22 protein-coding genes are annotated in these 25,396 nt (G+C 72.8%); 11 read left to right on the top strand and 11 right to left on the bottom strand.

What is annotated here, in order from left to right; translation table 11 throughout:
* Positions 1-50: 50 nt before the first annotated feature.
* The gene (locus ABUW04_RS38790) at positions 51-713 is read right to left on the bottom strand and encodes an FMN-binding negative transcriptional regulator (protein WP_380568985.1); all 663 of its coding nucleotides are present in this window, start codon (positions 711-713) and stop codon (positions 51-53) included.
* 73 nt (positions 714-786) lie between these two features.
* Here ABUW04_RS38790 and ABUW04_RS38785 point away from each other — a divergent pair, with 73 nt between their 5' ends.
* Positions 787-2,133, top strand: coding sequence for an aminotransferase class I/II-fold pyridoxal phosphate-dependent enzyme (locus ABUW04_RS38785; protein ID WP_380568984.1), 1,347 nt, complete (start codon positions 787-789; stop codon positions 2,131-2,133).
* Positions 2,134-2,197: 64 nt separating this feature from the next.
* On the opposite strand, the gene ABUW04_RS38780 is transcribed toward ABUW04_RS38785, so the two are convergent.
* From ABUW04_RS38780 to ABUW04_RS38770, 3 genes are all read right to left on the bottom strand, one after another.
* Positions 2,198-3,790, bottom strand: coding sequence for a VWA domain-containing protein (locus ABUW04_RS38780; RefSeq protein ID WP_380568983.1), 1,593 nt, complete (start codon positions 3,788-3,790; stop codon positions 2,198-2,200).
* Between the two features lie 149 nt (positions 3,791-3,939).
* A complete protein-coding gene (locus ABUW04_RS38775) occupies positions 3,940-4,206 on the bottom strand; it encodes a DUF5302 domain-containing protein (RefSeq protein WP_030266367.1) in 267 nt (88 codons plus the stop codon).
* A gap of 78 nt (positions 4,207-4,284) precedes the next feature.
* A complete protein-coding gene (locus ABUW04_RS38770) occupies positions 4,285-4,782 on the bottom strand; it encodes a MarR family winged helix-turn-helix transcriptional regulator (RefSeq protein ID WP_380568982.1) in 498 nt (165 codons plus the stop codon).
* A 99-nt stretch (positions 4,783-4,881) separates the two neighbouring features.
* Here ABUW04_RS38770 and ABUW04_RS38765 point away from each other — a divergent pair, with 99 nt between their 5' ends.
* A complete protein-coding gene (locus ABUW04_RS38765; protein WP_030266362.1) occupies positions 4,882-5,295 on the top strand; it encodes an organic hydroperoxide resistance protein in 414 nt (137 codons plus the stop codon).
* Between the two features lie 88 nt (positions 5,296-5,383).
* Here ABUW04_RS38765 and ABUW04_RS38760 read toward each other — a convergent pair whose 3' ends face one another.
* Positions 5,384-5,860 carry a MarR family winged helix-turn-helix transcriptional regulator gene (locus ABUW04_RS38760; protein WP_380568981.1) on the bottom strand — a complete coding sequence of 159 codons (477 nt, stop codon included), beginning with the start codon at positions 5,858-5,860 and terminating at the stop codon, positions 5,384-5,386.
* Positions 5,861-5,945: 85 nt separating this feature from the next.
* Here ABUW04_RS38760 and ABUW04_RS38755 point away from each other — a divergent pair, with 85 nt between their 5' ends.
* Both ABUW04_RS38755 and ABUW04_RS38750 read left to right on the top strand, forming a co-directional pair.
* The gene (locus ABUW04_RS38755; protein WP_380568980.1) at positions 5,946-6,395 is read left to right on the top strand and encodes a hypothetical protein; all 450 of its coding nucleotides are present in this window, start codon (positions 5,946-5,948) and stop codon (positions 6,393-6,395) included.
* A complete protein-coding gene (locus ABUW04_RS38750) occupies positions 6,392-8,017 on the top strand; it encodes a multicopper oxidase family protein (protein WP_380568979.1) in 1,626 nt (541 codons plus the stop codon). The genes ABUW04_RS38755 and ABUW04_RS38750 overlap by 4 nt, the downstream gene beginning before the upstream one ends.
* Here the strand turns inward: ABUW04_RS38750 and ABUW04_RS38745 are convergent.
* On the bottom strand, positions 8,004-9,437 hold the full coding sequence (locus tag ABUW04_RS38745; RefSeq protein ID WP_380568978.1) for a pyridoxal phosphate-dependent decarboxylase family protein: 1,434 nt from the start codon (positions 9,435-9,437) through the stop codon (positions 8,004-8,006). The two genes, ABUW04_RS38750 and ABUW04_RS38745, sit on opposite strands and share 14 nt — an antisense overlap.
* A gap of 206 nt (positions 9,438-9,643) precedes the next feature.
* Here ABUW04_RS38745 and ABUW04_RS38740 point away from each other — a divergent pair, with 206 nt between their 5' ends.
* The 4 genes from ABUW04_RS38740 (at position 9,644) to ABUW04_RS38725 (ending at position 17,164) form a co-directional block, all read left to right on the top strand.
* Positions 9,644-11,521, top strand: a complete 1,878-nt coding sequence (locus ABUW04_RS38740) for an HSP90 family protein (protein ID WP_380568977.1) — start codon at positions 9,644-9,646, stop codon at positions 11,519-11,521.
* Positions 11,518-14,634, top strand: coding sequence for a tetratricopeptide repeat protein (locus ABUW04_RS38735; protein WP_380568976.1), 3,117 nt, complete (start codon positions 11,518-11,520; stop codon positions 14,632-14,634). The genes ABUW04_RS38740 and ABUW04_RS38735 overlap by 4 nt, the downstream gene beginning before the upstream one ends.
* A gap of 90 nt (positions 14,635-14,724) precedes the next feature.
* The gene (locus tag ABUW04_RS38730) at positions 14,725-15,447 is read left to right on the top strand and encodes a hypothetical protein (RefSeq protein ID WP_380524933.1); all 723 of its coding nucleotides are present in this window, start codon (positions 14,725-14,727) and stop codon (positions 15,445-15,447) included.
* Between the two features lie 733 nt (positions 15,448-16,180).
* Positions 16,181-17,164, top strand: a complete 984-nt coding sequence (locus ABUW04_RS38725; RefSeq protein WP_030266338.1) for a phospholipase D-like domain-containing protein — start codon at positions 16,181-16,183, stop codon at positions 17,162-17,164.
* 151 nt (positions 17,165-17,315) lie between these two features.
* Here the strand turns inward: ABUW04_RS38725 and ABUW04_RS38720 are convergent, their stop codons facing one another.
* A complete protein-coding gene (locus tag ABUW04_RS38720) occupies positions 17,316-17,810 on the bottom strand; it encodes a hypothetical protein (protein WP_380568974.1) in 495 nt (164 codons plus the stop codon).
* Between the two features lie 213 nt (positions 17,811-18,023).
* Here ABUW04_RS38720 and lnt point away from each other — a divergent pair, with 213 nt between their 5' ends.
* The 3 genes from lnt (at position 18,024) to glmS (ending at position 21,878) form a co-directional block, all read left to right on the top strand.
* Complete coding sequence (lnt, locus tag ABUW04_RS38715) at positions 18,024-19,574, top strand: apolipoprotein N-acyltransferase (RefSeq protein ID WP_380568973.1); 1,551 nt, start codon at positions 18,024-18,026, stop codon at positions 19,572-19,574.
* A gap of 100 nt (positions 19,575-19,674) precedes the next feature.
* Positions 19,675-19,962: a hypothetical protein gene (locus ABUW04_RS38710; RefSeq protein ID WP_380568972.1), complete on the top strand. Its 288-nt coding sequence runs from the start codon at positions 19,675-19,677 to the stop codon at positions 19,960-19,962.
* Positions 19,963-20,051: 89 nt separating this feature from the next.
* The gene (glmS, locus tag ABUW04_RS38705; protein ID WP_030266331.1) at positions 20,052-21,878 is read left to right on the top strand and encodes a glutamine--fructose-6-phosphate transaminase (isomerizing); all 1,827 of its coding nucleotides are present in this window, start codon (positions 20,052-20,054) and stop codon (positions 21,876-21,878) included.
* On the opposite strand, the gene ABUW04_RS38700 is transcribed toward glmS, so the two are convergent.
* From ABUW04_RS38700 to ABUW04_RS38685, 4 genes are all read right to left on the bottom strand, one after another.
* A complete protein-coding gene (locus tag ABUW04_RS38700) occupies positions 21,865-23,235 on the bottom strand; it encodes a GNAT family N-acetyltransferase (protein WP_380568971.1) in 1,371 nt (456 codons plus the stop codon). The genes glmS and ABUW04_RS38700 overlap by 14 nt on opposite strands.
* Positions 23,236-23,298: 63 nt before the next feature.
* Positions 23,299-23,685: an ArsR/SmtB family transcription factor gene (locus tag ABUW04_RS38695; RefSeq protein WP_380568970.1), complete on the bottom strand. Its 387-nt coding sequence runs from the start codon at positions 23,683-23,685 to the stop codon at positions 23,299-23,301.
* Positions 23,682-24,053 carry a hypothetical protein gene (locus tag ABUW04_RS38690; protein WP_380568969.1) on the bottom strand — a complete coding sequence of 124 codons (372 nt, stop codon included), beginning with the start codon at positions 24,051-24,053 and terminating at the stop codon, positions 23,682-23,684. The genes ABUW04_RS38695 and ABUW04_RS38690 overlap by 4 nt, the downstream gene beginning before the upstream one ends.
* Before the next feature lie 114 nt (positions 24,054-24,167).
* Positions 24,168-24,965 carry an SGNH/GDSL hydrolase family protein gene (locus ABUW04_RS38685; RefSeq protein WP_380568968.1) on the bottom strand — a complete coding sequence of 266 codons (798 nt, stop codon included), beginning with the start codon at positions 24,963-24,965 and terminating at the stop codon, positions 24,168-24,170.
* Between the last annotated feature and the right edge of the window lie 431 nt (positions 24,966-25,396).

The raw sequence follows: 25,396 nt of genomic DNA, 5'->3' as shown, positions 1-25,396 counted from the left end.
CGGGTGGATGCCTGCCCCGGACGGCCCACGGCATTCGGGGGCCGGTTGGATCAGTGTTCGACCGGGCAGTCACCAGGCTCGGCGAGCCGGGCGGCCCGGCGGCGCAGCAGCTGGGCGCGGGCGCCGGGGTCGGCCGGGCGGTCGCGCAGCAGCAGTTCCTCGGCCACCGCGGCCTGGAAGTCGGTCGTCTTCTTGTCGTCGTACTTGAACTTGGGGCGCACCTCCTCGATGTGCAGCCGCAGTCCCCGGATCGCAGACAGCATCCGGCCGAACGGCGGTTGGCCGGGGACGATCGGACGGTGCGGCACATCCGGTTGGAAGTGCGCGGTCTGACGGTCCAGCAGGGCGGCCTTGGCGGCCGGGTCGTCCACCGGCTCGGCGGTGCAGACCAGGTGGACCGAGGCGTAGTAGGTGGTGGGGACGCCGTCCTCGGGCGGGGTGTCCGCGGGGGCGCGCCAGGGGCCGGGGACGAAGGCATAGTCGTCGGTGACGGCCAGGGTGAGCCGGGGGTTGGCCTCGATGGCGGCCCAGACCGGGTTGGGCCGGGCCAGGTGCAGCACCACCTCGTCGCCGCCCTGGTAGACGAACTGGGTGGGCACCAGGATCGGGGCGGCGCCGTCCGGGCCGTTGGCGGCGAGTACGCCGAAGTCGCGGGTGGAGAGCCAGTCGCGCCACTCGTCGTCGCTGCCGCGGTCCCAGGGGTTGATCAGCATGGTCCAGACACCTCGCGTTACGGTCGTTGCGTCGCAGTCGACAGAAGTTATGCACTAGTGCATAGTGTTCTTTGTGCTAGGAGATTATCGGATCACGGGACGCCGGGCCACTGAGATCGCGGCCGACATCGAACACGCGGTCACCTCGGGCGCGCTGGAACCCGGGACGGCCCTGCCCCCGCTCCGCGATCTGGCCGCCGACCTGGGCATCAACCCCAACACCGTGGCCGCCGCCTACCGGCTGCTCCGAGACCGCGGTGTGATCGAGACCGCGGGCCGGCGCGGCAGCCGGATCCGTTCCCGTCCCTCGCTCACCCCCCGGGACGCCTCCCGGCTGGCGGTGCCCGCGGGCACCCGCAACCTGTCCGACGGCAACCCCGACCTCGCGCTGCTGCCGGACCTGGAGGAGGCGGTGCGCGAGGCCGCGCTGGCCCACGCCGCCGATCCGGTGATGTACGGGGGACCGGCCGTCGACCCCCGGCTACGTGCCCTGGCGCAGGCGTCGTTCGCCGCCGACGGCATTCCGGCCGGACCCGTCGGCGTCGCCTCCGGGTCGCTGGACGCCATCGAGCGGATCTTCCTGGCCCGGCTGCGCCCCGGTGACCCGGTCGCGGTCGAGGACCCGGGCTGGGGCAGCCTGCTGGACCTGCTGCCGGCCCTGGGGCTGAAGGCCGTCCCGGTCGCCGTCGACGACGAGGGGCCGGTCGTCGCGGACGTCGCCAGGGCGCTGGAGCAGGGCGTCCGTGCGCTGGTCGTCACCGGTCGGGCGCAGAACCCCACCGGCGCCGCGGTCGGCGCCGAGCGCGCCGCCGCGCTGCGCGGGCTGCTGGCGGCCCGTCCGGGGGTGCTGCTGGTCGAGGACGACCACGGCCACGGCATTGTCGACCTGCCCTTCCACCCCCTCTGCGCCGGCCCGGACGGTCGGCCCACCACCACGACCTGGGCGGTGCTGCGCTCCGCGGCCAAGTCGCTCGGCCCGGACCTGCGGGTGGCCGTGCTCACCGGCGACCCGGAGACCATGGACCGGGTGCGCGGACGGCAGCGCCTGGGCGCGGGCTGGGTCAGCCATCTGCTGCAGCGCACCGTCGCCGCGCTGTGGCAGGCCGAGGACAGCGCCCCCGCGGCGGTGTCCTACCGGGTCCGGCGGGACGCGCTGCTCCGGGGACTGGCCGAACGCGGGGTGCCGGCCCGGGGCCGGAGCGGCCTCAATGTCTGGGTCCCGGTGCCGGACGAGACCGCGGCCGTCGCCGGGCTGCTCCAGCGCGGGTGGGCGGTGGCGCCCGGGGCGCGGTTCCGGCTGGGTTCGGCGCCGGGCGTCCGGCTGACGGTCTCGCAGCTGACGGAGGACGAGATGCCGGGGCTGGCCGAGGACGTCGCCGCGGTGCTGCGGGGCAGGGACGGGGACGTCCGGGGGGTTTGACCCCCCGGACGCGCCCGGACGCGCCCGGCCCGCCGCGAGGAGGCGGCTCAGCCGTGCCGAAGGCTCAGCCGATGAGCAGGCCCTGGGCCCTGGCGCGCTGCAGCCAGTTCGGGTACTCGGCCGTCATCAGGTCGTACAGCTGCTCGTCGGAGAGGTTCGCCGGGTCCTGGACGCAGAAGAAGTCGGCGTTGTCGATGAAGCGGCCCGGCAGGTCGTCCAGCTCCTCCAGGAAGCGGAAGGTGCCGTCGCCCCAGTTGGACGCCATCGCCGAGAACCTGCGGGCGAAGCGGGACTGCTTGCCGGGCGGCGGTGCCGACTCGGCGACCTGCGGGGCGTCGACCGACTTGGAGGACCGCCCTATTCCCATGAACTGCCAGAACAGCGGTTCGTAGCTGGAGGAGAGGACATGGGCCTTGGTGGCCGCCTCGCTGGTGGTGTGACCGTCCGTCACGAACATCACGTAGACCGGCTGGCGGTCCGAGATCGGGCTGTGGCGCAGGTCGGCCGAACCGAAGTACTGCTGGCGGATCAGGTGCATGGCGGCGGCGTAGTCGGTACCGCCCTCCAGCCGCCACTGCTGCAGCATCCGGTCCGTCCAGCCCTGGTAGCTGTCCATGCCGACGCTGCCCGCCTCGTGGCCGCGGGCGCCGAACAGGAACACGTCGACCTCGGCGTTGTCGTCGAAGCGCAGACCGAGGGCGAGGACCCGCTCGACCAGTGACTGCACCTTGCCGGAGCGGTAGAGGCCGCCCATCGAGCCGGAGATGTCGAGGCAGAGCGCGACCCGGGCGGTGTGCTCGGACAGGCCGCGCTTCTCCAGGGTGACCGCGGCGCGCTTGGTGAGGTCGAGCAGATTGCGGTCGCCGCGGTCGGCGAGCTGCTTCTCCAGGTTGATGAGCTTCTGCTTCTTGAGGCTTATCGGAGCGCCCGGTGCGGACCCCGCGGGGGCGGGGGCGGGCGGCGCGGGCTGCTGGTACTGCTGGGGTTGCGGCTGCGGGTACTGGGGTTGCTGGTACGGGGGTTGGGCCTGCGGCTGCTGGTACTGCGGCGGGGGCGGGCCGAAGCCCACCGGCTGCTGCGGCGCCGGCGGCTGGTAGGGCTGCGGGGCGGGTGCCGGGGTCGGTTCCGCGTCGCCCTCCACGGAGATGCCGAAGTCGGTGGCCAGTCCCTCCAAGCCGGAGGCGTAACCCTGCCCGACCGCGCGGAACTTCCACTCCCCGGCCCGCCGGTAGAACTCGCCGAACAGGAACGCCGTCTCGCTGCTCGCGCCCTCGATGTCGAACTCGGCGACGCTGGCGCCGTCCTGGGTCATCACCCGCAGCCGCAGCCCCGGTACCTGGCCGAAGGTCCCGCCGTCGGCGGAGGCGCCCACCACGATGCGGTCGACCGCCGGCTCGATCGCGGCCAGGTCCAGCAGCACGGCGTCCATCATCTCGCCGGGCTGCGGCCGCTTGCCCTCGTGCCGGACCGCTCCGGAGGCGTGCTGGGGCTGGTTGTAGAAGATGAAGTCGGCGTCCGAACGGACCTTGCCGGAACTGTCCAGCAGCAGCGCGGACACGTCGACGTCCGGTGCGGGCGCATCGGTGCGCCAGCTCACCACCGCGTGCAGGGCGGTTGTCGGTACGGGGCAGTTGGAGCCCTTGCGCATCGAGGTCATGCGGACATCCTGCCTCCTGCGGCCCGTCTGACAAGGCATCCGTACCGTTCTGTGACGACCTCGCGTCGCTGCCGGGGCGGAACGGGAGCGGGGCGGTGACCCGACGGCCACCGCCCCGCTCCCGTTCTGTCTCCCCTGCGCCCTGAGCGTCAGCCGCTCTTGCGGCGGAAGTCGCGCTGTCCGCCGGACTTGCCGTGGGCGCCGTGGATCTTGGATGTCTCGGCGCTGCCGCCCGCGGTGGCGGCGTCGGCGTGCTGGCCGCTCTTGCGGGCCAGCGCCTCGCGGAACTTGCGCTTCACATCCTCTGCCGGGTCGTTCGAGCCGTTCGCAGTCTGCTGCTCGGACGCGGCTTCACTCTCAGCCTCCGGCGCTGCCGCGTCGCCGGGGGTCTTGTCGGCCACTGCGTCTTCAGCCATGGGGGCCTCCTATCGTGGATCAAGCACAGCCGGATCGGGTGCGTGCCCAGTCTGGCACGGCTCGGCGGCCGGGTTTGATCAATTGTCGGCGACCGGGGTCCCGGGATCGACGGCCCCGCCGGCGACGGCGTCCAGCCGGTCGGTGAGGCGCTGCAGCATTCCCTGCAGGACCTGGAGCTCGGCCGGATCCAGGCCGAGGCTCGCGGCGCAGGCACGCAGGGCCCGCTGGGAGTCCGTCGACCGGGTGGCGCCCTTGGCGGTGAGTTTGACGTCCACCGAGCGCTCGTCCTGCGCGCTGCGGGTGCGCTGCACCAGGCCGGCCGCCTCCAGCCGCTTCAGCAGGGGGGACAGGGTGCCGGAGTCCAGCCGCAGCAGCTCGCCGATGCGCTTCACCGGGAGCTCGCCGTGCTCGGTCAGCGCCAGCAGGACCAGGTACTGGGGATAGGTGATCTGCTGCTCGCGCAGGGCGTCACGGTAGAGGCTGCCGAACGCGCGGGAGGCGGTCTGCAGGGCGAAGCAGACATGGTGCTCCAGGCGGAGCAGGTCTTCGGCGGTTGCGGTCGGCTGCGTGGGCATGTCTCAAGGGTACTACTTAGTTGTGCACAATTGAATTGTGTGTGATGCTTATGGGGCAGGGAACGGGAACCTCCGAGCGCAACCCATGAGGAGACATCGATGGACGCCATCTACACCGCCGCAGCCACCGCCAACGGACGCGAGGGCCGTGCCGTGAGCTCCGACGGGCAGCTCGACCTCACCCTGGCGATGCCGCCCGCGCTGGGTGGCGACGGCAAGGGCACCAACCCGGAGCAGCTCTTCGCGGCCGGCTACGCCGCCTGTTTCGCCAGTGCGCTCGGTCTGGTCGGCCGTCAGGCCAAGGTCGACACCAGCGAGGCGTCGGTCACCGCCGAGGTCAGCATCGGCAGCAACGGCGAGGGCGGGTTCGGCCTGGCCGTGGTGCTGCGGGTGGAGCTCCCCGAGGCGCTGCAGGGCGAGACCGGCAAGAGCCTGGTCGAGCAGGCGCACCAGGTCTGCCCCTACTCCAACGCGACCCGCGGCAACATCCCGGTGGAGCTGGTGGTCGAGTAGTCGCTGCCGCACCACCCACCGCACTGCATCGTCAGGCGGCCACCGCGCACGTGCGGTGGCCGCCTGACTGCGTGTCGGTGCCCTGTCGTTAGGACAGGTCGTCGGGTGAGCGTTCCTCGGCGTCTGCGAAGCGGCGCAGCAGGTGGAGGAGTTGGGCGCGCTCGTCCGGTTGCAGGCAGGTCAGCAGGTTGTCGTTGGCCGCCTCGGCGCGGCTGCGGACCTCGGCCAGTACCGCCAGCCCGGCCTCGGTGGGCCGGATCGCGTGGGCCCGGCGGTCGGTGGGGTGGGGTCGGCGCACCGCCAGTCCGCGTGCCTCCAACTCGTCGATGTTGCGCACCATCGTGGACTTGTCGCTGCCCAGCAGGGCGATCAGGTCGCGCTGGGTCACCGGCTCGTCCCGGGCCAGCTGCAGCAGGACCCCCGCGTGGCGGTTGTCGATGCCCAGGGGCTGGAGCTGTCGGCTGAACTCCCTGGCGGCCCGGCGGTGCGCACGGCGGAGCAGCAGGCCGACGACGTCGGTCGCGGAGGGCTGCTCCTCGGTGTCGGGGTGGGAGTTGGCGTCCATGGAGCGCGAGTATATGCTCCGACTGAGATAGTTCCACATGGGACATTCTCAAGAGGGACTTCACTCGGTGCGGGGGAGGACGGCTGTGGAGAAGAGCAGGCCGGGGGTGCGCCTGACGGCGCTGCGGGTGCTCAGGGGGACGGTGGTGCTGGCCGGGTTGCTGGCCTTCGGGCAGCCGGTGCTCGCGGGCGGGTTCCTGCAGGGGCACTACCCGCTGCTGCAGGCGCACGAGGTCGCCGCGATGATCCTGGCGGCGGTGGTGCTGCTGTCGCTGGTGGTCGCGCTGCTGGCGTGGCGTCCGGGCGGCGCTCCGGGGGCGCTGCCGCGAGGTCAGTTGATCACCCTGGTGGTCATCGCCGTGCAGATGATGCTCGGCTTCAGCCGTGAGCTGATCATCCATGTGCCGCTCGGGGTCGGGGTGTTGATCCTGGTGCTGAAGAACGCCGAGCGGGTCTGGAAGCTGCCGCTGCGGGCCCCGGCCGCCGGCGCCGCCGAGCCGTCCGAGCAGGCTTCGCCCGCGGAGGTGGACGCGTGAGCCGGCCCGGGCTGAGTCGGTCCGCGCTGAGCCGGCGCCGCTTCCTCGGCATCGGCGGTGGCGTGGTCCTGGGCGCCGGCGCGATCGCGGCCGGGGCGCCGTACCTGGGCGGGCTGTTGACGCAGGGTCAGCCCGGGCTGCTGCTGCGCAGCGGGGTTCCGCTGCCGCGCCCCTACCAGGTGCGGCTGCCGCGTCCGCAGGTCCTCGCCCCGGTCCGCAGCGACGCCACCGCCGACCACTACGAGATCACCCAGCGGCCCGCGCTGCTGCGGATCCTTCCGGGGCTGGACACCGAGGCCTGGACCTACCAGGGCAGCTTCCCCGGCCCCACGCTGGTGTCCCGGTCCGGGCGGCGCACCGTGGTGACCCACCGCAACCAGCTGCCGCACCCCACCGTGGTGCACCTGCACGGCGGCCACACCCCGGCCGACAGCGACGGCTATCCGACCCAGCTGGTCCACCCGGCGGGCGGAGCGGCGGCCTCGGGGATGGCCGCAATGCCGGGGATGGACGGCATGACCGGCGTGACCGGCACGACCGGTGCGGTCGCGATGGACAGCGGCGACGGCGGAACACAGCGCACGTACACCTATCCGCTGGAGCAGCGGGCCGCCACGCTCTGGTACCACGACCACCGGATGGGTTTCACCGGGCCCAACGTCTGGCGCGGCCTGGCCGGGTTCCATCTGGTCACCGATGACGAGGAGGCGGCGCTGCCGCTGCCGCGCGGCGAGCGGGATCTGCCGCTGCTGATCTGCGACCGCTCCTTCGCGGCCGACGGCTCGTTCGCCTACCCGGCGCTGGACGCCGCGCAGACCCGGCCCGGGGTCACCACCCGCTACATGGACGGGGTGCTCGGCGACACCGTGCTGGTGAACGGCGCGCCCTGGCCGGTCCTGGACACCGACCGGGCCCGCTACCGGCTGCGGATCCTCAACGCGTCAAACGCCCGCCGCTACCGGCTCGCGCTGGACCCGCAGCCGCCGGGCGGCGGCGGGCTGGTGCAGATCGGCAGCGACGGCGGGCTGCTGGCGGCGCCGGTCGCGCACGACAGCATCGACGTCGCCCCGGCCGAGCGCTTCGACGTGGTCGTCGACTTCTCCCGCTACCCGGCCGGGACCAGGGTCCGGCTGGTCAACCGGCTGGGCAGCGGCGGCACCGCCGAGGTGATGCGGTTCGACCTGGGCGGCGGTGCGGTCGCCGACGACTCCCGGATCCCGGCGCGGCTCTCCACGATCTCGGCGCCGGACCCGTCGAAGGCGGTGGCCACCCGCTCCTTCCTGTTCCAGAAGTCGGCCGGCGGCTGGACCGTCAACGGCGAGGAGTTCCGCCCGGGGCGCTCGCTGGCCGCGCCGCGGCTCGGCACCACCGAGGTCTGGCGCTTCGTCAGCGACTTCCACCACCCGGTCCACCTGCACCTCAACCACTTCCAGGTGGTGTCGCGCAACGGCGGCGCCCCGGGCCCCTTCGACGGCGGCTGGAAGGACACCGTGGACGTGCAGCCCGCCGAGGCGGTCGAGATCGCGGTGCGGTTCGAGGACTACCCGGGCCGCTTCATGCTGCACTGCCACAACCTGGAGCACGAGGACATGGCGATGATGGCCGACTTCACGACGCGCTGAGCCCGGCCAGGAGGTCCGCGCCGGCCGCGCGGACCTCCTGGACCAGCACTGCCAGGTCCGCTTCGGTCACGGCCGGGTTGATCAGGCAGGCGCGGACCGCCTCGTGCCCGTTCAGCAGTGTGCCGGTGACGAAGGTGCGCCCGCGCCGCTGCACCTCCACCGACAGTGCGCTGTTGACCTGCTCCAGCAGTTCGTCCGACACCCCGTCAGGGGCGAAGCGGAAGGCGGCGATGGAGCTCTCCACCGGGGCCATCAGCTGCAGTTCGGGCTCGGCGGCCACCAGTTCGCCCAGGCGGCGGGCCATCGCCGTGCAGTGCGCGACGTCGCGGGCGATGCCCTCGCGTCCGGAGGCGGCGATGGTGGCCCAGACCTTGAGCGAGCGGAACGGGCGGGTCTGCTCGATGCCGTACTCGGAGAACCAGCCCAGGCCGCCGGCGTTCTCGTCCCTGAGGTAGGAGGGGACCAGGCTGAAGGTGCCGCGCAGCTCCACCGGGTCGCGCACCAGCACGCAGCCGCAGTCGACCGGGACGCCCAGCCATTTGTGCGGGTCCAGGGCCAGCGAGTCGGCGCGGTCCAGGCCGGTGTAGCGGTCGGCGATCACCGGGTCCAGCAGGCCGAAGGCCCCGTAGGCGCCGTCGACGTGCAGCCACAGGCCCTCCTCGGCGCAGACGTCGGCGATGGCCGCCAGGTCGTCCACTGCACCGGTGTTGACGGTCCCGGCGGAGGCGACGGCGAGGAACGGGTGCAGCCCGGCCGCACGGTCGGCCTTGACCTGCAGCCGCAGGGCCGCGGGGTCCAGGTGCCCGGCCGGGTCGGTGGGGACGGTGCGCAGGCTGCGGCTGCCCAGGCCCAGCAGTTCGACGGCCTTGCGGACGCAGGAGTGGGTCTCCGCGCTGACGTAGCCGACCAGCTGCGGCAGCGCCGCCAGCCCCTCCTCGCGGACGTCCACGCCCAGCTGCCGGGCGGCCCGGCTGCGGGCGGTGCCCAGCGCCACGATGGTCGCCATGGACGCGCCGGAGGTCAGCAGCCCGGCCCCGGGCAGGTGCGGGAACCCGGCCAGCTCGGCGATCCAGCGCACCACCGTGCGCTCCAGGTGGACGTCGGCGTGGTCGCCGCCGGCCGAGCTGGGGTTCATCGCGGCGGCGGCCATCGTCGCCAGCACCCCGGCCGGGGCCGGTGCGGCGTTCACCCAGCCGAAGAACCGGGGGTGCCCGTTGCCCATCGGGTACGGCAGCACATCGGCGCCGATGTCAGCGACCAGCTCGGGCAGACCCCGTCCGCGCTGCGGCAGCGGCAGGGTCAGCAGCCGCTCGCGGGCGGCCGGGTCCATCTCCTGCCAGACCGGTCCCTCGGGGAGTCCGCCCAGGTAGTCGGCCAGCAGGTCCACCGCGGCGTGACCTGCGGTACGGAAGTCGTTCATGCCGACGATCGTACGGGGAGGCGGCCCGGCGTCGATTGTCGGACCCTCGTGGCAGGGTCTGCACCAGGACCGGGGAGGCAAGATCGGCGGCTGCTGAAATCCCTGGTCCGCTGTCAGAGCGCCGCCCTACCATGGGGCGTCATTCCGCCTGTGCGGCCCACCGGTCGCCACCACCCGCGCGGCCACGCCCGTGCACCCCTTACTCCATGACACCTGAAGCTCCCCCTGCCGCCCCGGGCGGCGCCGAACCGTCCGCCCACACCTTCCAGGTCGACCTGCGCGGCCTGGTCGACCTGCTCTCGCACCACCTCTACTCCAGCCCGCGGGTGTACGTCCGCGAGCTGCTGCAGAACGCCGTCGACGCGATCACCGCCCGGCGCCTGGACGACCCGGCCGCTCCTGCCGTGGTCCGGCTGTACGCGAGCCCCGGAGAACTGCGGATCGAGGACAGCGGCATCGGCCTGACCGGCGCCGATGTGCACTCCCTGCTGGCCACCATCGGACGCAGCTCCAAGCGCGACGGGCTGGAGACGGCGCGCCGCGAGTTCCTCGGACAGTTCGGCATCGGGCTGCTGGCCTGCTTCGTGGTGGCCCAGGAGATCCGGGTGGTCACCCGCTCGGCGCGGTTCCCCGAGCAGCCGCCGGTGGAGTGGGCGGCGCGCGACGACGGCTCCTACACCGTCAGGGAGCTCGCGCAGGACGCGCGCACCGAGCCCGGCACCACCGTGCACCTGACCGCGCGCCCCGGCGCGGGGGAGTGGCTCGCGCCCGCGCGGGTGCTGGAGCTGGCCCGCGACTTCGGCTCGCTGCTGCCCTACGACGTGGCGGTGGTCGGCCCGGACGGGGTCGAGCAGCCGGTCACCGACCTGCCCCCGGTCTGGGCACGCTCCTACCCGACCCCGGCCGCGCGCAGGATCGCCCTGGCCGGGCACTGCGCCTCACTGCTCGGCTTCGAGCCGCTGGACGTCATCGACCTCGACGTTCCGCTGGCCGGGATCCGCGGCGTCGGCTACGTGCTGCCGGCCGCGGCCAGCCCCGCGCAGCGCGGCGGCCACCGGGTCTCACTCAAGGGGATGCTGCTCACCGACCGGGCCGAGGGCCTGCTGCCGGACTGGGCCTTCTTCGTCCGCTGCGTGCTGGACACCGACACGCTTCGGCCCACCGCCTCCCGCGAGAGCCTGTACGAGGACGAGACCCTGGCCGCCGTCCGCGAGGCGCTGGGCGTCAAGGTCCGCGACTGGCTCGGCACGCTCGCCGCCGGCGATCCCGATCGGCTGGCCCGCTTCCTGGCGGTGCATCAGCTCGGGGTGAAGTCCCTGGCCAGGCACGATCCGGAGATGCTGCGGCTGATGCTGCCCTGGCTCACGGTGGAGACCAGCGACGGCAGGACCGCGCTGGACCGCTTCGCCCGCGACCACGGCACCGTCCACATCGCCGCCACCGTGGAGGAGTTCCGCCAGATCGCCCCGATCGCCGCGGCCCAGGGGATCGGCGTCGTCAACGGCGGCTACACCTACGACGCCGACCTGGTCGCCCTGCTGCCGCAGGTGCTGCCCGGTACGGTGGTCGCCGACCTGGACGCGGGCACGGTGACGGCGAGTCTGGACCCGGTCGACCCGGCCGTCGAACTCTCGCTCGCCTCCTTCCTCGCCACCGCCCGGACCAGGCTGGACCCGCTCGGCTGCGACGTCGCCCTGCGCACCTTCCAGCCGGTCGGCGTGCCGGCGCTGCACCTGGACGACCGCGAGGCCCGGCACGAGCGCGCCCGCGCCGAGACCGAGGAGAGCGCCGACGCCCTGTGGGCGGGCATCCTCGGCGCCCTGCGCGGCAGTGCGCCGCGCGCCCGGCTGGTGCTGAACCACCACAACCCGCTGGTCCGGCGGATCGCGGCGATAGCCGACCAGGAACTGGCCGGCACCGCTGTCGAGGCCCTCTACGGGCAGGCGCTGCTGCTGTCCCGCCGACCGCTCAGCGCCGCCGACTCGGCGCTGCTGAACCGCTCGTTCCTGGGACTCCTGGACTGGGCCACGCACCACACCACCACTGGCACCACTGGCGACACCACCGAGGGGGAGGGCCGATGACGGGCGGGGAGACGCCGGGCGGCGAGATGCCGGGTCAGGGCGACGAGGAGGCGCGCATCCGCGCCGCGCTGTGGGAGAACCACCGGGCGCCCAACGGCGCGCAGCGCAATGCGCGCGGCGAGGAGCTGGTCGCCGCGGCCGAGGCCACCGGGGACGCCGCGCTGCTCCTGGACACCCTGTCGCACCTGATCACCGCGTACGAGTACAGCGCCGAGCGCAGCAAGATGTTCGTGCCCTTCGCGCGGATGCTGCGGATGTGGGACGAGGACCCTGCGGTCTTCAACGACCAGTCGACGTACGAGCTGTTCTGGCGGTTCAAGTGGGTCACCTCCAGCATGCTGGACTACCCGGAGATCCCGCTGTCCTCCATCGAGGACTGGCTGGTGGAGATGGAGCGCCGCTACCGGATCGCCGGCTACAACGCCCGCACCGTCCGGGTCCAGGACTTCTACGTCGCCAGGCACCTCGGCGACCTGCCGCGGGCCGAGGCGGCCTATGCCGACTGGCTGGCCGGGGAACGCGACCGGATGAGCGACTGCCACGCCTGCGAGGCCTGCAACCAGGGCTGCTGGGAGGTCCGTCAGGGCCGGGACGAGGTCGCCCTGGACCGCTGGGCCGAGGTCCTGGCCGGGCGGCTGACCTGCGCCGAGGAGCCGCACCGGGTGCTCGCGTACTCCCTGCTGCCGTTGCTGCGGCTGGGCCGGGTGGACGAGGCCAGGACCAACCACCTGCGCGGCTACCGGATGGCGCGGGGCAACGAGAGCCTGCTGCCCGCGGTCGGGCGGCACATCGAGTTCTGCGCGCTGACCGGCAACGAGGCCCGCGGCCTGGAGATCCTCGCCGAGCACGCCCAGCACCTCACCGGGGCCGGGAACCCGGACAGCGTCCTGTCGTTCGCGGAGGCCGCGCTGGTACTGCTGGACCGGCTCCTGGTGCTCGGGCTGGCCGAACAGCAGGTGGTGGGGCCGGCCGGAGCCGGCGGCAGCGGCAGCGGTGGCAGTGACTGGACGGTCGCCTCGCTGCGCGAGCACGTCGAAACGCTGCGGGTCGGCCTGGTGCAGCGGTTCGACCGCCGCAACGGCACCGACGCGGTCTCCCGCGAGAGCGCGGAGCGGATCGCCGTGCAGCCGCTGCTGGAGCGGATGCCGCTGGGGCTGAGCGCGGTGCTGCCGGGCGCCGCCCGCCCGGCCGTGCCAGCACCGCTGCCGACGCCGGCGGCTGGTTTCGACGAGCAGCTCGCCGAGGCCCGCCGACTGCGCGACCTCGGCCACCCGGCCTCCCGCCAGGCCTGGCTCGCCGTCGAGGCGGCGCTCCGGGACGGGGCGGGGTCGGGCGACGGGGCGGGGTCGGGCGACGGTGCGGGGCCGGGCGACGGGGCGGGGCCGGGGGAGCAGACGGGCGCGGGGGACCGCGAGCCGGAGCCGCTGCTGCGGGCCGAGCTCGCCGCCCAGCGCGGCATCCGCCACGGCAGGCAGGACAGCGCGGCCGCCCGGGACGCCTTCGAGGCGGCCGTCGCCGCCTACCTGGAGGCGGGCCGGCCGGGGGACGCCGCCGTCAACCAGGGACGTGCCGCCATCGCGCTGGCGCTGGCCGCCGACCGGAGCGACGGCGACGGCGACGGTGATCTCGACCGGGCCCGGGCTCTGGCCGACAGCGCCGTGGCCGCGGCCCGGGCCGCCGTCGCCGACGGTTCGGCCAACTCCCGGCACCTGGCGTCGGCGCTGCTCAACCGGGCGAAGGTGCACACCGTCGAGGCGCTGGAAGGCCACGCCGAGTCCGCCCGGACCCCGGCGCACGCGGCGCTCGACGAGACGGTCGCGCTCGCGGCCGACGAGCAGGTTCGGGCCGCGCTGGACGAGGCCGAGGCCACCCGGATGGTCTGCGTGCTCGCCGACGCGCGGCACAACCGTGCCGCGCTGTTCGGGGACCGTCCGGAAGCCGCCGCGGCGGAACTGCGCGCGGCCGCCGACGGCTACCTCTCCGTCGGCCGGCCCTGGAACGCCGCCGAACCCCTGGTCCCGCTGGCCAGGATCCAGGCCCAGACCGGAGACCTGACCACGGCCGAGGCCACCGCGGTCGAAGGGCTCGCCCACGGCGGCGACCTGCTCGACGTCGAGGAGGCCGGCCTGCTGCACCTGCTCCTCGCCGATCTGCTCGGGCACCGGGAGGCGTATGAGGAGGCGGTCCGGCACGCGCTGGAGGCCACCCGCAGGCTGGACGAGGCGGGGCTGTCCGCCGGCCCCGGCGCCGGGGCACGCTACCGGCTCGCGCGCTCCTACCAGGCGCTCGGGCGGCATGTGGAGGCCGCGGAAGTCCTCCAGGCCGCCCTGCCGGACCTGCTCGCGCACGGCGACCAGGCAGCCGTGACGGCCCGTCAGGCCCTGGCGGAATCGCTGACCGAGCTGCGCGAGCACGCCGCCGCGGCGGAGCAGTACGCGCTGGCCGCACCGATCGTGGAGGGCTGGGGCGAGCCCTTCCCGATGGCCCAGATAGCCTCGCGGGCCGCGGAGGCGCTGAGCGCCGCCGGGCGCGCCGAGGAGGCCGAGGCCGCCTACGTCCGGGCCCAGGCACTGTGGCAGCAGGCGGGGATTGCCGGCATGGTGGTGCGGACCCTGCGGGCGCGCGCCTGGCTGACGTTCCGTCATGGTCGTACTGCCGAGCAGGGCCGGGCCCTGATGCTGGAGGCCGAGCAGACCGCGCGGCAGGCCCTGGCCGAACCCGACCTCGATCCGGAGCGCGCCGAGGAGCTGCGGCGCGAGCACGCCGACACCTGGCGCCAGCTCGGCGGCCTGCTGCGCGATGTCGCCGAGGACGACGGCTGGGACGGCCACGAGCTGGACACCGACCAGCAGACCGCCCTGTTCGCGGAGGCCTGGGAGTCCTTCCGCCGCGCCGCGGACGCCTTCGCCGACTGCGGCGAGTCCGCCCTGGGCCAGCGTGCGCAGGCCCTGCTCGACGCCGCCGCGATACGCATCGGCCAGGGCGAGCACGAGTCCGCGGCGGTCGAGGCCGAGGCGGTCCGGACGCTCGCCAAGGAGCACCCGGGGGTACTGGACCCGGTGGCCCAGCGGGCCGAGGCGATGCTGTCCTGGCTGGAACGTCAGGAGGGCTGAACCGGGCCGGGCGCGCGGTGCTGCGGAACCGGGCGAGGTAGCGCCGACGTCCTCCGCAAGGTCGGGTGGCCTCGGGGTGGGGGAGGGCGGATGTTCCGTCGCAGATGTCCGGTCGGTGAGGACGAACGCGTCTGGATCGAGGAGTCCTTGCACTGGCTTACCGGCCAGTTCGGTGAGGAGGTGCTGCGGCGCGAGGTACTGCTGCCGCAGGACACCCGCTTCCCCCGTCCCTACCGGGGCGGCGGCGCCGAGGTCGAGCAGGTGGTGCGACTGCTGTTCGCCCACCTCGGGGTGGACCGCGCGGCGGTGTCGGTCGAGGTCGAGGAGGAGGACCCGGGGGAGCGCGAACTGCTCGCGAACCTGCCTTCGGCGGCATGGCGCTCCCAGGGGGCCGCAGGCCACTACCAGCGGTCGGCGGACGGCTCGCCGATGATCACCCTCACCGGCGAGCTCAGCTCCGACCCGGTCGCCCTCGTCGCCGTCCTGGCCCACGAGCTCGGCCACCACCGGCTGCTCGGCGAGCACCGCATCCCGGCTGCGCGGCGTGACGGCGAACCCCTCACCGACCTGCTGACCGTGTTCTTCGGCACAGGTCACTTCAACGCCAACGTCGCCCACCGCTTCAGCCAGCACGCCGGAGGCTGGCAGCGCCGCAGGCTCGGCTACCTCACCCAGCCCATGTTCGGCTACGCCCTCGCCCGCTATGCCTGGCTCCGCGGCGAGACCGAGACCGAACCCGCGTGGGTCCGCCTGCTCGACACCAACCCGCGCGGCTACCTCCGGGAGGGACTGCGGTATCTGCGGACTGTCTGAGGTGGGGAGGGGGTGGCGGGGCGGCGTAGCTGGTGTGCGGCAGCTGCGGGTGGCTTACGTGGCGGGTTCGTTGCCGCCCTCCGCCGTCCGTGGCTTGTTGCTGTTGCTCGCTGCGCTCGCGGGCCAACAGCAGGGAGGGGGCTGCTTGGCTGGTCGCTGTAGGCCCGTGAGGGGGGCGTGCGGGGCGGGCAGGGGGCGTGCGGTGGGTCGAGTTGCCTGAACTGGGGTCACTTCTCGTACGTCGGGTCACTCGTCGTACGGAGATGTCGGACATATCCGGGCATTCACGTAGATCAAGTGACCCGTTGTCCGAAGATTGACCCAAAGTGTAGAGGGCACCTACCTGGCGAATCGTTTCTGCAGCCGCACCGCCGACCGACCCGCCGCCCGGCAACGGCGAGGCCCCGCACTCCTCCCGTCCTTGTCGCCGCGAGCGGAGCGAGCAACAGCAACAAGCCACGGGCGTGCCACTCGGCAATGGTGGCGCCATGTAAGCCACTCGCAGTTGCCGCCAGCGACCCGCTACGCCGCTCGCGATGGCGCCGTCCCGGCCTGTGATTTCGCTGTGATTTTGCTGTGATTCCAGAACGTGCACAAACGGAGGGACGCGCGTAGACAAAAGGACATGACAAGTTAACCGGACGCCTCTTCCCTCAGTTCTACGCGCGTGGTTTTCTGGTTGGCGCGCCAGCCCGCCGGGGCTGACGAACCCTCAAGTGTCCAGGGAGACACGATGATCCGGACCACCCTGCGCCGCGCCGGAACCATCCTCGCGGCCTGCGCGGCAGCGCTGGGTACCGCCCTGCCGGCCCACGCCGCGAGCAACTACACGGCGTTCGCCTTCTCGCTCACCAGCACCGAGCCGACGATCTACAACTTCATCAACTCGGCCACCAGCACGCTCGACATGACGATGTACGAGCTCAGTGACACCACCGCGGTGGCCGACCTGGTGGCCCGCGAGAAGGCCGGGGTGACCGTGCGGGTCATCCTGGACCGCCAGCAGACCTCCACCAACGCCTCGGCGTACTCCACCCTCAAGGCGGCCGGCGTCGGCGTCGTCTACTCGTCCTCGTCCTACGTCTACACCCACCAGAAGACCATCACGGTCGACGGCACCGAGTCGCTGATCCTCACCGGCAACCTGACCTCGAAGTACTACACGACCAGCCGTGACTACGGTGTCTTCGACACCGACAGCACGGACGTCGCGGCGATCGAGAAGGTCTTCAACGCGGACTACGCCCACACCGCGATCACCCCGAGCGACGGCGACGACCTCACCTGGTCGCCCACCGACTCGCAGACCCGGCTGCTGAGCGTGATCAACGGTGCGACCAAGACCCTGGACGTCGAGGAGGAGGAGTTCAGCGACACCGCCGTGGTCAACGCCATCGTCGCCCGGGCCAAGGCCGGGGTGACCGTGCGGGTGGTGCTGGAGTACCCGTCGGACTACTCCTCGGAGGTGTCCGCGGTGAAGGCGGCCGGCGGCACCGTGCGCGGCTACTCCTCCAGCACCGGCTACTACATCCACGCCAAGGCGATCGTCGCCGACTACGGCCTGTCCACCGCGAAGGTGGAGGTCGGCTCCATGAACATCACCAGCAACTCGCTCAGCAACAACCGTGAGCTCGGGATCATCCTCACCGACACCGGTGTGGAGGGCGTCGTCGAGACCGCCTTCGCCTCCGACTACTCCGGCGGCGCTGCGGCCTGAGGCCGGATCAGGAGACCGGATCAGGTGGTCGTGCGGGACCACCGAGGGCAGCCCGGGGCGCGCTGGCGCGTCCGGGCTGCCCTTTCCGTTGCCGCCTCCTGCTCGGCGCGCCCCGCCCGCTCGGCCTGCCCCGCTCGGCCTGCCCGCCCGCTCAGCCCCGGGGTTCGGGGAGGGCGATGGCGTCGGACGGCGGGCCGGGCTTGGGGCGGCGGGGCTCGCGGTCGCCGGCGGAGGGCGGGTTGCGGCGCGGTCCCTCACCCCGGCCGCCGGTGCGGTGAAGGCGGTCGGCGAGGTAGCGCATCGGGGCGCTCAGGGCGATGACCACCGAGTGGTGGGTGACCACCCAGAGGAACTGCCGGGGGCCGTCCATGCGTCCGCCGTACTCGATCAGGGCCACGCGCCGCCAACGGGTCGGGGTGTTGGCCCGCTGCAGCGGGTAGGCGATGAACGGCCACAGCGGCAGCAGGGCCACGACGGCGAGGTTGACCGTCAGCGCGCGGACCGGGTGCCGGCGCCGGTGCGGGGCGCGGTAGTGGCTGCGCCGGGCCAGGTCGTTGATGTCATGGTGCGCCCGTGGCCTGCGGCGCCGTGCCTGACGCCGTGCCTGACGCAGTGAGATGTGCAGCGGCCGTGGAAGTGACGGCATATCAGCCTCCCTGTCTCCAGGGTGCCCCAGCGCTGCGCCGATCGGAAGCGGTTCCCGTGTTCGAGGTGCTGATCAGGGGGAATGCGTCGAGACTGGGAGTGGTGACTGAGGAGAGGGATGCAGGTGCACAGTGTTGCGGGGAGGGGGGCCGACGGTGACCGGGCCGGGAGGCGGAGCGAGGGGGACCGGGACGGGCGGGGCGGCCAGGCCGTGATGACGAAGGCCGAGGCCGACGCCGGTCCCGCCGCGGAACCGGGGCGGCTGCGCCGGCTGGGCCGCCGCTCGCGGATGCCGCTGCTCGCGGCCGGGACCGGGGCGCTGCCGGTGCTGATCTTCCCCACCGTCGGCTGGTGGTGGTTCGCCTATGTCTGCCTGGTGCCGCTGATGCTGGTGCTGCGCACGGCCCCGACCCGGCGCCGGGCGATGGTGCTCGGCTGGTGGGGCGGGGTGGGCTTCCTGGTCGGTGTGATGAGCTGGCTGATCCCCACCCTGAGCGTGGCCATCCTGGTGCTGGCCGGGCTGCTCGGGCTGTTCTGGGCGCCCTGGGGCTGGCTGGTGTGGCGGCTGCTGCGCGGCAGCCCGGACGCGGGGCGGGCGGCCGCGGCGGTGGTCCTGGTCCCGTGCGGCTGGCTGGCCATCGAGACGATCCGCTCCTGGCAGTACCTCGGCGGCCCGTGGGGACTGCTGGGCGCGAGCCAGTACCAGCAGCACGCTGCGCTGGTGCTGGCCTCGGTCGGCGGGGTGTGGCTGGACAGCCTGTTCATCGTGGTGGTGAACACCGCCGTGGTGGTGCTGATCGCGGCCTGGGGCCGCTCCGCCGTGGCCTACGGCACCCTGCTGGCGCTGGGCGGCTGCACCCTGGCCGCGCTGGCCTGGGCCCCGCAACCGCGGCTGACCGGGGCGAAGGCCACCGTCGCCGTGGTCCAGCCCGGTGGCACGGTGGACCTGGACGACCGCACCGAGGCCGGCGAGGAGCTGACCCGCACCCTCATCGGCACCAGTCCCGACCTGGTGGTCTGGGGCGAGAGCAGCCTCGGCTACGACCTGGGGGACCGGCCGGACCTGACCGCCCAGCTGGGCGCACTGTCCGCCCAGGTCGGGGCGGACCTGCTGGTCAATGTGGACGCGCCGCGCCCCGAGGGGGGCATCTACAAGAGCTCGGTGCTGATCGGCCCGCAGGGGCTGACCGGGCAGCGCTACGACAAGATCCGCCTGGTGCCCTTCGGCGAGTACATCCCGATGCGCCCGGCCCTGGGCTGGATCGCCTCGCTGTCCAAGGCCGCCGCCGTCGACCGGCGCCGGGGCACCGAGCCGGTGATCATGAGCGTGCCCGAGCCGGGCGGCGGGACGTTGAAGATCGGACCGCTGGTGTGCTTCGAGTCGGCGTTCCCCGACATGAGCCGGGCGCTGGTGAACCGGGGCGCGCAGCTGGTGGTGGTGCAGTCGTCCACCTCGACCTTCCAGGACACCGCGGCGCCCGAGCAGCACGCCTCACTGGCGGCGTTCCGGGCCGCCGAGACCGGCCGTCCGGTGGTGCAGGCGACGCTCACCGGGGTCAGCACCGCCTACGACCCGTTCGGCCGCCAGGTCGGCCGGGCCCTGGGCACCGACGACCGGGGGACGTTCCAGTACCGTATGCCGCTGGCCACCGGCTCCACCCTGTACGTCCGCTGGGGCAACTGGGTGCCGGCCGGGTGCTGCCTGCTGCTGGTGGCCGCGGCGGCCGGCTGGGTCCTGCTGGAGCGGCGGAACCGGCTGGTCTGACAGCGGAGGGACAGGAAAGCGCACCCGTACGTGCGAGATCCTGCCCGATTTCGGGCAGGATTCTTGGTTTCGACGGTGGGGATGCGTAGGGTCACTCCTTGTGTCCAGTCCTGCCCGGTCCGCCGCGTCCGTACCCGACGATCTGCTCGACCACCTGGCCCGCACCACGGCCCTCGGGCCGAACGAGGCGGCGCGGGTGGTCGCCGACGTGCTCGCCTACTTCGCCGAGAGCGCCGAGGAGTACGTGCGCCGCCGGCACGGCGAGCTGCAGGCGCGCGGGCTGACCAACGACCGGATCTTCGAGCGGATCGGCGCGGAGCTGCCGCACCGGCGGGTGCGTGCGCCCGAGCTGTCCACCAGGCAGCTGCGCCGCCTCGTCTACGGCTGAGCGCCTCGTCCGTCCACCCCTCACCCTCGCACCCTCACCCTCACCCTCGCACCCTCACGCTGAACGAACTCTGAACGAAGGAGTCCTGTATGTGCGGAATCGTCGCCTACATCGGTCCCAGGGACGCTGCGCCCATCCTGCTGGAGGGTCTCCAGCGCCTCGAGTACCGGGGGTACGACTCCGCCGGGGTGGCCGTCGCCGCCAAGGGCGGGCTGAAGGTCCGCAAGAGCAAGGGCCGGGTCGGCGAGCTGGCCGCGCTGGTCCCCGCCCGCTTCACCGGCAAGGCCGGCATCGGCCACACCCGCTGGGCCACCCACGGCGAGCCCAGTGACGCCAACTCGCACCCGCACCTGGACGGCGCCGAGCGCATCGCCGTGGTCCACAACGGGATCATCGAGAACGCCGACGAGCTGCGCGCCAAGCTGATCGCCGACGGCTGCGTCTTCACCTCGGAGACCGACACCGAGGTGCTGGCGCACCTGATCGCCGGCCTGGCCACCGAGGGCGTCGAGCTGGAGGACGCCGTGCGGGCCGCCCTCAAGCGCGTCGTGGGCACCTACGGCATCGCCGTGCTGGACGCCGAGCAGCCCGACCGGATCGTGGTCGCCCGCAACGGCAGCCCGATCGTGCTGGGTATCGGCGAGAAGGAGATGTTCGCCGCCTCCGACGTCTCCGCGCTGGTCCGCTACACCCGCCAGGTGGTGCACCTGGACGACGGCGAGCTGGCCACGGTGCGCGCCGACGGCTTCAACACCTTCACCCAGGAGGACGCCCGGGCCACTGCCAAGCAGCCCTCCACGGTGGACTGGGAGGAGTCCTCCTACGACACCGGCGGCCACGCCCACTTCCTGCTCAAGGAGATCCACGAGCAGCCCACCTCGGTCGAGCGCACCCTCAGCGGCCGGGTCGACGAGCGCTTCTCCACCGCGCACCTGGGCGGCCTCAACATGGACGCCCGCGAGGCGCGCGCCTTCACCCGGGTGAAGATCCTCGGCTGCGGCTCCGCCTACTACTCCGGTGAGCTGGGCGCCCAGCTGATCGAGGAGCTGGCCCGGATCCCGGCCCACGCCGAGCCCGCCTCCGAGTTCCGCTACCGCAACCCGGTGATCGAGGCGGACACCCTCTACATCGCGGTCAGCCAGTCCGGCGAGACCTACGACACCCTGGCCGCCGTGCAGGAGATCAAGCGCAAGGGCGGACGGGTCCTCGGTGTGGTCAACACCGTGGGCAGCGCCATCGCCCGGGAGTGCGACGGCGGGATGTACCTGCACGCCGGGCCGGAGATCTCGGTCGCCTCCACCAAGGCGTTCACCTCCACCTCCATCGCCTTCGCGCTGATCGCGCTGCACCTGGGCCGGGTCCGCGACCTGTCCCCGGCCGACGGGCGGCGGATCTGCGCCGGTCTGAAGGCGATTCCGGATCAGATCCGGGAGATCCTGGCGCAGGAGAAGGAGATCGCCGAGCTGGCCGGCAAGTACGCGGACCACCCCGGGATGATGTTCGTCGGCCGGGTGCGCGGCTGGCCGGTGGCCCGCGAGGGGGCGCAGAAGCTCAAGGAGGTCTCCTACGTCCACGCCGAGGCCTACCCGGCGAGCGAGCTGAAGCACGGCCCGCTGGCGCTGATCGGCCCGGACCTGCCGACCGTCGCGGTGGTGCCGGACGACGAGCTGCTGGAGAAGAACCTCACCACCCTCGGCGAGATCCGGGCCCGGCGCGGCCCGGTGCTGATGGTCGGTCACACCCGCCCGGACCCCAAGCTCGCCGAGGACGCCATCCTGGTGCCCAGGAACGAGCCCGAGCTGGACCCGATCCTGCTCGGCATCCCGCTCCAGCTGTTCGCCTACTACGCGGCGGTGGCGCTGGAGCGGGACGTCGACAAGCCGAGGAACCTGGCGAAGAGCGTCACCGTCGAGTAGCCGGTCGAGTAGCCGGCGCCTCAACGCTCTCGTGGGCGAGGTGGGCGGTGATCACCAGGGTGCCGTCCTCGACCTGGTAGTCCAGCGGGACGCCGAGTCGGCGCAGGGTCGCGATCATGCCGCTGTTGGAGGCGGTGGTGACCGCGTAGACCTCGTCGATCCCGGCGTCCCGTGCCAGTTCCACCAGCCGGCGCACCAGCTCGCTGCCGAGGCCCCGGCGCTGCCGGGCGTCCTCGACCAGGACGGCGATCTCGGCGCTGTCGTCGTCCCACATCAGATGGGCGAGGGCGGCCAGGCTGCCGTCCGGGGCCTCCGCGGTGAGGGTCTGACCGTAGCGGGGCTCCAGCAGGTGGCCCAGGTAGCGGTCGCTGTCGGCGACCGGGCCGTGGTAGCGCCGGCGCAGGGTGGCGCTGCTGCAGCGCTCGTGCAGGGCCACCGCGGCGGCCCGGTCCGACGGGTCGGCCCGACGCACCGTCAACTCCTCGGCCGGGGCGCCGCCGCCGTCGATCTCGATCACCGAGCGGGTGTCCGGGACCCGCGGGCCGAGCTGCGCGTCCAGCTCGATCAGGGCCCGGGCCCGGGCGAACTCGGTGGGGGTGAACGGCGGTTCGTCGCGGGTGACCAGCAGGATGCCGCCGGAGGGGTCGCGCAGCCGCATGGTGCTGCCGTCCAGCTGGTCCTCGTCGATCCCGCCCGGCTGCGAGCGGATGCTGCAGCGGCCGAACAACTGGCGCAGCGCCAGCGGCAGTTCGGCGGCGTCCAGGGCGGTCCTGGTGGCCAGGTTGAGGATCCTGGTGGGCACGTCCACCAGGTCGTGGGTGTCGGCGCGCTCCAGCCAGACCTCGGTGCCGCCGGCCGCGACCACGGCCCGGGTGATGTCCTGCGCGGCGGTCTGCGGATGCGCCTGCACCACGAACTCGTCGACGGTCTCCTCGGCGAGCGGGTGCGCCTGCATGGAGATGATGTTGACGGGCAGGTCGGCCAGCGCCCTGCACAGCCCGGCCAGACTGCCCGGGGCGTCCGGGACGGTGGTGCGGATCCGCCACAGCGGCGACTGCGGCGAGTGCGCCGGGAGCGACACCGCCTCGGTCGCCGCGGCGGAGACGATGTCGCCGGGGGCGGGCCCCGGTGGGGCGTCCGGATGGCGGTGCTTCCACCAGCTGTGCCAGGCGGCTGTCGCCAGCAGCGCCAGCGCGGAGGCCACCAGCAGCACCGGACCGTCATGGCCGTGCACGACGACATTGGCGATCAGGTCGGCGATGGCGACCGCCATGAAGACGGCGGACAGTTCGACGGTGTCGCGGCGCCAGTGGTGTCGGTTGGTGCGCCGTTGGTCACGGTTCGTCAATTCAGCCATGCAGGCATCCTGTCGAACCGGTGTTTCGCGGTCACAAACGGATCATGACCAGAACGTTAAGAGTCATTGATTCAATTTTGTAAGGCTTTGTCCGAAATGCGGTTCGGGTGCGGAGCTGGTGTCGGACTCGCGGAGCTGTTCCAGGAGCCCCTGCCGGTCGGCGAGCAGGACGGTGAGGATCCGCCGGGCACACCGCAGCAGTTCCGCAACATCGCCACCGGCCAGTGCGTACACCACAGTTGGCCCCTCCCGGGTGGACACCACGATGCCGGCGCGGCGCAGCTGCGCGAGCTGCTGGGAGAGGTTGGAGGGTTCGACGCCGATGTCCGCGAGCAGCTCGCGCACCGGCCTGGGCCCGTCCTGGAGCAGTTCCAGTACCCGGATCCGGACCGGGTGCCCGAGCATCCGGAAGAACTCGGCCTTGACCTGGTAGAGCGGGGGCTGGCTCACAGGTCGAGCCCGGCCTCGACCTGGTGCAGCTGGCGGCGGGCGAGGGCGAGGTTGGCCCGCTTGCGGTCCAGCACCAGGTAGAGGAAGAGGCCCTGGCCGCTGCGCGAGGTCAGCGGTCGGATCACGTGGTACTGGCTGGTGAGGGTGGTCAGGATGTCCTCGATGCCGCCGCCCAGGTCGAGCATCTCCATGACCCGGAGCTTGGCGCGGACCACGTCGGTGTTGCCCGCGGCGGCGACGGCCAGGTCGAAGTCCTTGCCGCCGCCCATGGCGCCCAGCGCCATGCCGCTGTTCACGTCGACGAGGGCGGCGCCCAGCGCGCCCTCGATCATCATTGCTTCCTTGAGTGCGATGTCGATGTCTGCCATGGCGATGACGCTAGGTGCATGACTGACTACGGCGCTGATGAATTGCAGAACACCGCAACTCGCGGGGCCGTGAGGTGTACCTTGCCTGGCCGGGCCCGGCCGGGGTCCCTGGGGTCAGGCCGGGTAGCGCTCCAGGGTGGGGCGCTTGGCGAGGCGTCCGTCGCCGGAGGACTTCCCGGTCAGCCGGCGCCCGATCCAGGGCAGGACGTGGACCCGGAGCCAGCGCAGGTCGGCGCGGAGCTTGACGGCCCGGGGGATCGGCGGGGCCGGCGGCAGCGGCTCGCGCCAGTCGAAGGCCGGCGGGTAGCCCAGGGCCTGGAGGACGCCCTCGGCGACCCGGCGGTGTCCCTCGGCGGAGAAGTGCAGCCGGTCCTCGGCCCACATCCGCGCGTCGTCGAATGCGGGGACGTGGAAGAGGTCGACCACGGTGATGTTCTCGCGCTTGCCGAGTTCGCCGACGAAGCGTTTCAGTCGCAGGGTCTGCGGCATGATCCGGGCGCTGCTGCGCATCCGCCGGCTGGGGTCGACGCTGTAGAACATCACCAGCCGGTCGGCGCCGGCGGCGAGGCGCTCGGCGAGGCCGCCGAGGGTGCGTTCGACGTGGTCCAGGTCGCAGCCGGGCCGCATCACGTCGTTGAGGCCGCCGGCGAGGGTGACCAGTTCGCCGTCGAGGGCGACGGCGGCGTCACCCTGTTCGGCCGCAATCTGACCGATCAGTTTTCCGCGCACCGCGAGATTCGCGTAGCGAAACTCCGCACCGGGCTCGGTCGCGGCTAGTTCGGCCGCGAGGCGTTCGGCGACTCGGTCGGCCCAGCCTCGGTAATGGCCGTTCGGCAGGACGCTGTCGCACATGCCTTCGGTGAAGGAGTCACCGAGCGCGACCATGCTGCGGAAGACGGGGGTCTGGCTCATAGTTTCTGGATCCTAAGCCCTCCCCGCAGCCGCCTTGCAGCCGAGGTCAGCAGGTGTGGTGGCGGCCGTCGGGCGCGGCGCCGCGGATCTTCCGGAGGGCGTCGGCGGACCACGAACCAAGACCGCCAGGGGCGGGCCCCTGTGACGGGTGGGCAAGTACGGTCGAGAGTCGTATTACTGGTGGCATGACAACCAGTAACTCGGGTTGTTATATTCGTCAAGTCTGCGGTCCTCGATGGACTGCGGGGGGATTCCGCATGCCCGTCGGGCAGTTGGGCTGCTGCTACAGCCCGGTCCGCGATACGGAGGGAGCCCTGATTCAGGGTGAGTACGAAGCCGAGCAACACCTTTGAGTGGACCGAGCTCGACCAGCGGGCGGTGGACACCGTTCGGGTTCTGGCGGCGGATGCCGTGCAGAAGGTCGGGAACGG

It is taken from the genome of Streptacidiphilus jeojiensis (genome assembly GCF_042510965.1).
Classification (GTDB): domain Bacteria; phylum Actinomycetota; class Actinomycetes; order Streptomycetales; family Streptomycetaceae; genus Streptacidiphilus; species Streptacidiphilus jeojiensis.
The sequence above is the reverse complement of the archived record's forward strand: the minus strand, read 5'-3'. Positions and strand labels throughout refer to the sequence as shown.